The sequence below is a fragment of the Ralstonia sp. Ralssp135 genome (genome assembly GCF_047304345.1).
Lineage (GTDB): Bacteria > Pseudomonadota > Gammaproteobacteria > Burkholderiales > Burkholderiaceae > Ralstonia > Ralstonia chuxiongensis.
Window position 1 is genome coordinate 1 of record NZ_JBGLYZ010000074.1, and the last position, 7,901, is coordinate 7,901.

General features: G+C 60.0%; 7 protein-coding genes and 1 pseudogene. 5 read left to right on the forward strand and 3 right to left on the reverse strand.

What is annotated here, in order from left to right:
- Positions 1-278: pseudogene (locus tag ACCD03_RS25165) on the reverse strand (DNA topoisomerase); the annotation flags it as partial.
- 361 nt (positions 279-639) lie between these two features.
- On the opposite strand from ACCD03_RS25165, the gene ACCD03_RS25170 reads away from it, so the two are divergent.
- From ACCD03_RS25170 to ACCD03_RS25180, 3 genes are read left to right on the forward strand one after another with little or no spacing between them, the layout of a single operon-like run.
- Positions 640-1,386, forward strand: coding sequence for a metallophosphoesterase family protein (locus tag ACCD03_RS25170; protein ID WP_413413244.1), 747 nt, complete (start codon positions 640-642; stop codon positions 1,384-1,386).
- 2 nt (positions 1,387-1,388) lie between these two features.
- A complete protein-coding gene (locus tag ACCD03_RS25175; RefSeq protein WP_413413245.1) occupies positions 1,389-1,661 on the forward strand; it encodes a hypothetical protein in 273 nt (90 codons plus the stop codon).
- A 55-nt stretch (positions 1,662-1,716) separates the two neighbouring features.
- The gene (locus ACCD03_RS25180) at positions 1,717-2,295 is read left to right on the forward strand and encodes a hypothetical protein (RefSeq protein ID WP_413413246.1); all 579 of its coding nucleotides are present in this window, start codon (positions 1,717-1,719) and stop codon (positions 2,293-2,295) included.
- 89 nt (positions 2,296-2,384) lie between these two features.
- Here ACCD03_RS25180 and ACCD03_RS25185 read toward each other — a convergent pair whose 3' ends face one another.
- Positions 2,385-3,218 (reverse strand): YopT-type cysteine protease domain-containing protein, encoded by an 834-nt coding sequence (locus ACCD03_RS25185; RefSeq protein WP_413413247.1) that lies wholly within the window; start codon positions 3,216-3,218, stop codon positions 2,385-2,387.
- Positions 3,219-3,487: 269 nt separating this feature from the next.
- Here ACCD03_RS25185 and xopJ point away from each other — a divergent pair, with 269 nt between their 5' ends.
- Complete coding sequence (xopJ, locus tag ACCD03_RS25190; RefSeq protein ID WP_413413248.1) at positions 3,488-4,540, forward strand: YopJ family type III secretion system effector XopJ; 1,053 nt, start codon at positions 3,488-3,490, stop codon at positions 4,538-4,540.
- 156 nt (positions 4,541-4,696) lie between these two features.
- On the opposite strand, the gene ACCD03_RS25195 is transcribed toward xopJ, so the two are convergent.
- Entirely contained in the window at positions 4,697-7,027 is a 2,331-nt protein-coding gene (locus tag ACCD03_RS25195) for a dockerin (protein WP_413413249.1), read from the reverse strand.
- 433 nt (positions 7,028-7,460) lie between these two features.
- Here ACCD03_RS25195 and ACCD03_RS25200 point away from each other — a divergent pair.
- Positions 7,461-7,901: DUF2242 domain-containing protein (locus ACCD03_RS25200; RefSeq protein WP_413413250.1), on the forward strand; the 441-nt coding region annotated here is incomplete at its 3' end.

Below are 7,901 nucleotides of genomic sequence, written 5' to 3' on the forward strand. Positions count from 1 at the left end.
GCCGGTTCAACGCGCGGGGGGCCGAGCCGGGCATCGGCCTGCTGGCTGCGCTCCCGCAGGTACGACAGCACGGCAAAGAAGGCGAGCAGCAGCGCGGGCATCCAGGCCAGCCCGCGCGCCAGCATGCCAATGGCGCTCAACAGCGGGTTGGCCCCAAACGCGGCCGGGAGGATGTTGTGAAAAATCAGGTAACTGGCCGCCGAGCCAATCGCCAGCATCCACCACGGCAGCGCCAACAGCACATCGCTGGTGGATGCTTGTTTTCTCCTCCGCCCCATTTACCGCCCCCGGCCTAATGCTCTTAGATATTTAGGACTAGGCGCTTTCTCTGATAATCCGATTCAAATCAGGGCGCCGGTTTTTAATTGGGAAACAGCATAGGCGATGCATCGGGATTGCGCTGCCCCCGTTGGTGGGGTCTTTGGAGGTTTTTTTTGGGTGGGGGTTGATAAAGATCGAATGCGGGATGCTGATTTATGTTTGGTGAAAATCTGAATTAAGAGCTGGGCATATCTGGGGCTGTGGTGACGCGCGGTGCTGCGTGGCTGCGGGTGCCGGTCCTTTTTGCACTTACTCACGCAAAAACTCTCCGGTACGATTCGGCATCTATTTCCCATATCGTCATGGCTCTCACGCTCCATGAGAATCGCCGCCCTCTCCGATATTCACGGCAACCTCGCTGCGCTGGACGCTGTGCTGGAAGACATTCAGGCTCAGGGCGTCGATCTGATCGTGAACCTGGGCGATATTGCGTCCGGCCCGCTGCAACCGCGCGAAACGGTTGACCGGTTGATGGCACTGAACCTGCCAACCATTCGCGGCAATCACGAAAGGCAGGTTCTTGCGGGTGATCCATCACGCATGGGTGCGTCGGATCAGTACGCGTTTGAGCAGTTGCGGCCGGATCAGCTCGCGTGGTTTGCCAGCCTGCCCGTGCTTCAGCACATCGAAGACGATGTGCTGCTAGTTCACGGCTCTGCCCAGCACGACCAGACCTATTTTCTGGAATCGCTTTCTGAGAAAGGATGCCGCGCAGCCACGCACGATGAAGTGCTATCCCGCGCCGAAGATGCCGACGCCAAGCTCGTGCTGTGCGGCCACACCCATATGCCACGCGCGATGAAGCTGATGGATGGCCGCTTTATCGTCAACCCGGGCAGTGTCGGCCTGCAGGCTTACAGCGATGCCCATCCTTTCGCCCACACGATTGAAACCGGCAGCCCGCATGCGCGCTATGCCATCGTGACTGAACAGGCGGGTGAATGGACAGCCGAGTTCCGTGCAGTTGAATACGAGTGGGATGATGCGGCGGCGATTGCGGAGCAGCGGGATCGGCCGGATTGGGCGGTTGCGTTGCGCACTGGCAAGGTGGACCAACGGGGCTAAGCATGCTCAACGACTTATTGAAACCGTTGCCCGCGATGCCCAAGATGTCGCGCGAGCAGTACACGGCGTATCGATGGCGCCTCGTGTGGATGCTGGTGGCGTGGGTCGTGTTTGCGTTCGCGTTCTACATGATCTGGGAACACACGGGCAATGTCGGCCGATGCATCCTTGGCATCATCGGGTATGTCTTCGTGCCGAACTTTTCCATCATCGAAGGCATCTTTACGTCGTATGAGACGTACGTAGCGCCGTACGAGAAATACGAGAAGAAGTAAGCCGCCGCCAACGTCCCGCACACGCCACCCGATCTCCAACGCCATGCCCGAGCACATGAATGTCGCGATCGTACTGGAGCGCGCGACATCGCCCGCCGATCGGTTGACGACCATTTCCGCATTGGCAACGGCCTTTGCCCGGTTCTTTGGAGAGCCCCAGGAGGTCTGCCGCATCAACTACGTGACCGGGGCGTCGGAGTGCGAGGCGTGGCCTGCGGGGCAGCGTCTGCTTGAAGAAGAGCCCGGCAAGCACGAACTGCTCTTCGTCTATGGAAACCGGGTGGCGCTGCACGATGGCTCGCGCAGCAGCATCCATACGGAAAGCAACGGCATGCGGGCGAGCTTTGTGGTGTCTCTGCCTGTGCCGCTGAGTTTGGCGCTCTCCAAACTGGAGCCGTACCTTTTGGACGCTGCACAAGCCATCTGCCGTGTGGCAGACACGTTTGTAATTGCTGGGGGCTGGGAGCTTGAACTCGACGCGGACGTGCGGCCGCAAGACGTATTGCAGGGCAGCTTCCCAGACTTTCCGTTGTGCCGGTGGCTGGCTGGCCCGACGCCATTGTTCTCAAGAGAGCCGACGGGTTTTGCGGCGGTGAACAGATCTGGCGACATCACCCTGCTCAGACGCGTCTGAGCTCGCAGCCACAGCATTGCCCCCAGCACTGAAAGCCGGCAACGTAATCAGGCTCGCCTCGATAGCACCGTGTCGACTGCTCTTCGGATTCAGGGGTATGCCGGCAATACCCGTAACTCTGGAACCGGGAATCTGCTGGAGTACGCCTGGATTATGCTGCGCAAGCCATCCTTCAGTTCGGAGTGGCGAAGACGGTACTCACCATGATTTGGATCGAAAACGTGAACATGGTTGCCCGATTGATGTGTGGCGATAGCATGGTTATCGCCGTTGGTTCGCATGATGACGAACACGTGAGATGAGTTGGCTTGGGCGAACATGTTTGCCAAAGTCTGCATGGCCTGTTCTTCGTGACTCATCACATCGACGACGACATCCGCTCCAAGCCGCACGCCGTAGTGCTGGAACGCAGGCGCGAACCATTCGCTGTACGGCCGGCCTTGGCCGCGAATCGCCAATTCATGCTGACGGTAGCCTTGTTGTTGAGCGCTAATACCCTCAAGCGTGTGAGCCTGAGTGAAATGTTCCATTCTTCCGTGGCCTGTCATCGACTCATTGGTAATCGAATGAAGCCAAGCGGCAGAAAATACAACGCAAGCGGCTCTCAACTCCCCGACTTGAGCAAGCGCGGAGGCTTGTTCAAAAGGGGCATGCCTTACGTGCCGGCTCCTGTCCGATGGGGCAGAAGCACAAGCGCCGCCTACTGGCAGCTTCGCCCGCAAGCGAAGTCCTGGGCTGCTCACGTGGTGAACAGTCCTACTGTCGCGATCGCGAAATGGTGCCTTGGGTAGCGCACCACGCTGCAAATCCGGGGCGTGTGCGATTCGAGGAGACGCCTCTGACGGCATGTTCGATGGCGCCTTGGACTGCGGGGCATCCTGCGACGGCATCGAAATGCCGTTGGCCGTGGACTGAATTTTCATTGGTTTGATGTCGTGTATGCCAAACAGAGAATTTTCGCCACGCGACAACCTGTCGCCCCGCCAGGTGCGAAGCTGCAAATCCAGATACGAATCAACGCATTGGTAGGACCGTGTGAAGCGTAGTCACGTTGTTGCGCTGCCCAGCAAACGACTGAGCGTCAAGCGCGCCCCTTTTTGCTTTCTTTTCTAGAGCAACAGTTTCGTCTTTTGCGCGCTCCCCCGAGAGTGTTCCGTTCATATCATGGGTTATTTCAAATACAGGAGTTCCCATGGGATTGTGCGTTTCAAAACCTCGAAGAGGAGGGGCCGATTATCAGTATGGTGGAGGGCAGGGGCGCGCTGCTGATTCTTCTGGGGCTCCAAGCACGCAATCCTCGCCTGCCCGCAGTCCGTCCTCATATCACCTGGACAATCTACCTAGGCGAGCGCGCAACAAAGCAAGGGCACTGGAGGACGCTGTCAAGAATTCGTCCGTGGCGTATACGCATCCTCAATTGGCTGCATATGCAGATGCCGTTTTGAGAGCTGCGGGCACGGATGGGGTCAATCCAGAAATATCGACACACGACGGCGAAAACATTGAAACGCTGGCGAATACTTACAACGCAAGACATCCTGATCTGAATCTTAAATACTTTCCTTGGGCGGAAATTTTCCTTGAGAGGCTCCACACCTCGAGTGAGCCGGCGTGGCGCGCATTGTTCCGGCTGACCACTCAGAACAGGCACAGAATCGCAGCAGATATCAGAACGCACGCTGACGGTGGTAAGACCGTGCTACTTCTGGAGTCGGCGCTCTCTCACACCTGGGACCCAAAGAAGAAAGAATATAAATTTATTGCCGGCATTCAGTCATTGCAAAAGAATATTGAAGACAATTTCAGAAACTGCAAAATGGCTGTCATCGATGTTGAGGCGCAAAAAGCCCACATCGGTTGCACAATATTTTCATTAAATTTTCTGCTTAACGCATACCAAAAAGACGAGTTATTCAACAGTCTTCATGAAAGATTGAATGAAAACGGAAGGTGCTTTGAAGGCCATCAATCAGAGTTCATCGGTGGCATGGAATACATTGAGGGAACGAAAGTACTCCCGCCCGTCTTCTATAAGCATGCACAGTCGCGTGGAACTGTAGACAACTTTGTTACGCACCAAGGCCAATTTCAGAATACCAATGTGAGCACCAGCCGCTCCGGCCCTCGCGAAACACTTCAGGAGCGCGTTAAAAACTTCCGAGTTACCCGTGGGGAACAGTCCTACAGCATGTCCATCGAGGCGTCCCGTATGCGGAAAATCAGGAAGGCTATCGAAGACTTGTGATGTTGGATCGGCCCAGAGCAGCGCTCAGTCTGGCGCGTTGGTGTTGCCTCTCGGATGTTGGGAACTACCAGTAAAAAACCCCCGAAAGCTGGCAGCCAACTTTCGGGGGACAACTCGACTGATCGACGGATCGTTGATCGACCAGTCGTCCGCACATCAATTGCTGTAGATCACCCCACGCGCCGCACCGTTGACGTAGATGCGGCCGTACGTGTTCCAGTCGCCCGCCATGACGCCGGAGCCACCAAACTGGTGTGCGTCGTCGTTAAAGCGCGACCACGTTGCGCCGCCGTCGTCAGAGTGGAAGATGCCCCAGACGCCGTTGAGCGTGCCTTCTACGTAGATGGCAGCGGAGTACGGCGCGCCCGCTTGTGCCTTGCCCAGGGTGAGCACGGTGGCGCCCATCGTGCCGTTGGCGGATGCAAAGGCGTTGAGCTTTGTCCACGTGGCGCCGGAATCCACCGAGTGGTACACGGCAGCGCCGTCAGCCAGCCAGATGTCGCCCTCGGCGTTGGGGTTGACCACCATGGATGTATCCCACCACGAGTTCCAGGCCATGTTTGCGTTGACGGAGCCCTGGCTGAGCGTGAAGGTGTGGCCGCCATCGTTCGAGACGTAGACCTTGCCGCGCTGCCAGCTCCACGGTGCGCCGCCGGAGTCGTAGGCGTAGACCTTGTTGGGGTTCTTGCGGTCTGCGGCCAGGCGGTAGCCACGGGCGTAGCCGTTCCAGGTGGCGCAGAACGCCGGCAGGTTGGTGGCCGTCCAGCTCGCGCCATTGTTGGTGCTGTACGACGGCACCGAATCGGGCGGTGCCCAGGTCACGTTGTTGCGTGACGGCACGACGAGGTTGCCTACGTTGCTCTGGCTTGCGGCGGCGCCATTGGGCAGCGATGCAAACGTCGACCAGCTATTGCCGCTATCGCCAGACCAGAAGCCCTTGGTGACATGGCCGTTGGCGTTGTCCACACCTGCGGCGGCAATGTACGACGGGTCTGCCCACGACATGTCGGCGGAATTGCCGCTGCTCCACGTGTTCAACGGGCCTTTGGTGGGCCGCGTCGTGAGGTCTGTATTGACCCACGTGCCGATGTCGCCTGCGCTGTTGATGAAGTTGTACGAAGCACCGGGCGGCGCGGTCACGAGCGCGAGGGTGACGGTCTCTTCAAGGTTGTCGACCTTGGCGCTCCAGGTGGGCGCGGGCGACGAGGCGTTCATGGTTTCGCAAACGCCGCCACCGTGCACGTGCATGATGTGATCGCGGTTGGCGGGATCGATCACGACGCTCTCGACCCAGCCGGAACAGCCACCCGAGGCAAGGCCGGTGTGCGGCATGCCGGCTTCGATTTCTCGCCAGGTGCTGCCGCCGTCGTCAGATAGCTGGATGGTCTTGCTGGTGTCGCTCCAGCCCGTCATGCCAAGGGCGATGCGGGCAGACGCGCCAAGGCCAGAGACGGACACGCCGCCAAAACCGTTGCTGGTTGAGCTTTTGAGCAGCGTCCAGCTGCTGTCGTTACTGCCCCCGAACTTGTAGAGGTAGCTCGGGCCGTTGATGCCCTGGCCAACGCCTGCGTTGAACACCGCGTAGAAGTTGCCATCAGACGTGCGCACCACGTGCGGGATGTAGTAGCCCGACACCGCCTGCGGAACGGACACCGGGCTCCACGAGAACCCGCCATTGGTGGATCTGTACAGGGTGGACGTGAGGCCCGCCGCGTTGGCGTAGTCCGGCGCAACGGTGGCCCACATGATCCACGTCGGCTGGCCGCTGCCCTTGCCCGACGTATCGAAAATCACCTGCTCCACGCCAATGGGGGAGTTGCCGCCGTTGATGGTGGTGGAAGACAGGCCAGTGACTTGCGCCCAGGTGTGGCCGGAATCGGTGCTCTTCCACAGGCCGGCCGTGCGCGAGCCGTAGAACAGCGTCGTGGGGTTGTTCGGGTCGACTTGCAGGCGCTCGCCGGTGCCGCGTCCGTTGTCGTTGCCGCCCACCGGGAACGGCAGATCGTAGTGCGTCCAGGTGTTGCCGCGGTCGCTGGAGATGTAGATGCGGCCGTTGTGACCCTGCGTGACGGTAATGCCCGTCATCATGTAGACCAGTTGATCGTTGTTCGGGTCGAGCGCGATGCTTTCAACGCCGTGGAAATCGCCCTCGCCTGCGCCAAAACCGAGGCCGTCGGTGATGGGCGTCCAGGTGGAGCTGGCCGTGTCCCAACGGTAAGCGCCGCCAACGTCGGTGCGTGCATACAGCAGGCCCGCGTTGCTCGGGTGGTAGATGAGGCCGGTGACATACCCGCCGCCACCCCACTTGACGCTGGTCCAGGTGGTTCCCGACTGGCCGCCGCTGGGCGAGACGACGGTGCCTGTGGTTGCGGTTGTGGCCGGTGTAGCCGTGCCGCCGCTACCGGCGACGCTGCTTCCGTCACCGCCGCAGCCAGCCAGAAGAGCGGCCAGCAGTGCCGGGATGAGGACGTTGCAATTTCTATTCATCGGGGGTCTCAAGACGTCGATTGTTCGATTGATCGATAGGCCAGACGGACGGGCAACTCTGCAGCGCTGCGGTAGCTCGTGCGTTTGGCTGAGAGCGCGGAGGCTGCTGGTGCTTGCCACCCCCTACTAAAGTGGGGTGTCGCGCACTGGGGGCGATAAGACACCGCGCGCGTGCATGGGTCAACGCAATGTGAGTTTTCTTGAGAGTTGGGCGGGAACCGCCTGATGGTGGGGCTTTGCGTGCGCAGTGGAGCGCCGTGTTGGCGCGCGCAGAATGGGCGCACGCCACGGGTGACGTGTCACCAGACAAACTTATAATGTCGCCCGGCCACCCGCCTACGCCGCCACCGCCTGCCGCGCGCAAAACTTGCGCTGCATACGCAGTGGCGCCGCCGCCGCACCATCACCCGGCCGAGCCCTTTTGCCCAACGCCATGCCCTACCGCTTCCGTCCGTTGTCCGTTTTGTGCGCTGCTGCCAGCATCGCTGCCGCTTTGGCTGCGTGCAGCTCTGCGCCCACGCCGCTCTATCAGCAGGAGCAGTTTGATGCGGCGGCAAGCCCCTATGCGCGCACCTTCCACGCCAAATCTGACGCGACGTGCGAGGCGGCACGCCGGGCGCTGCTGAGTCAGGGGTATGTGTCGAGCTCGCCCCGCGCCGACACGATCGACGGCAGCAAGAACTTCCAGCCGAGCAACGATTCGCACGTGGTGATCTCGTTCCACGTGGTGTGCGCAGAGGCCAATACCGAGGGCACGTCGAGCACGGCCTATGTGAACGCGGTGCAAGACCGCTACACGCTCAAGAAGACGAGCACGTCGGCAAGCGTGGGCTTGAGCATCCTGGGCTCGGTGTCGCTGCCCATCGGCTCGGGC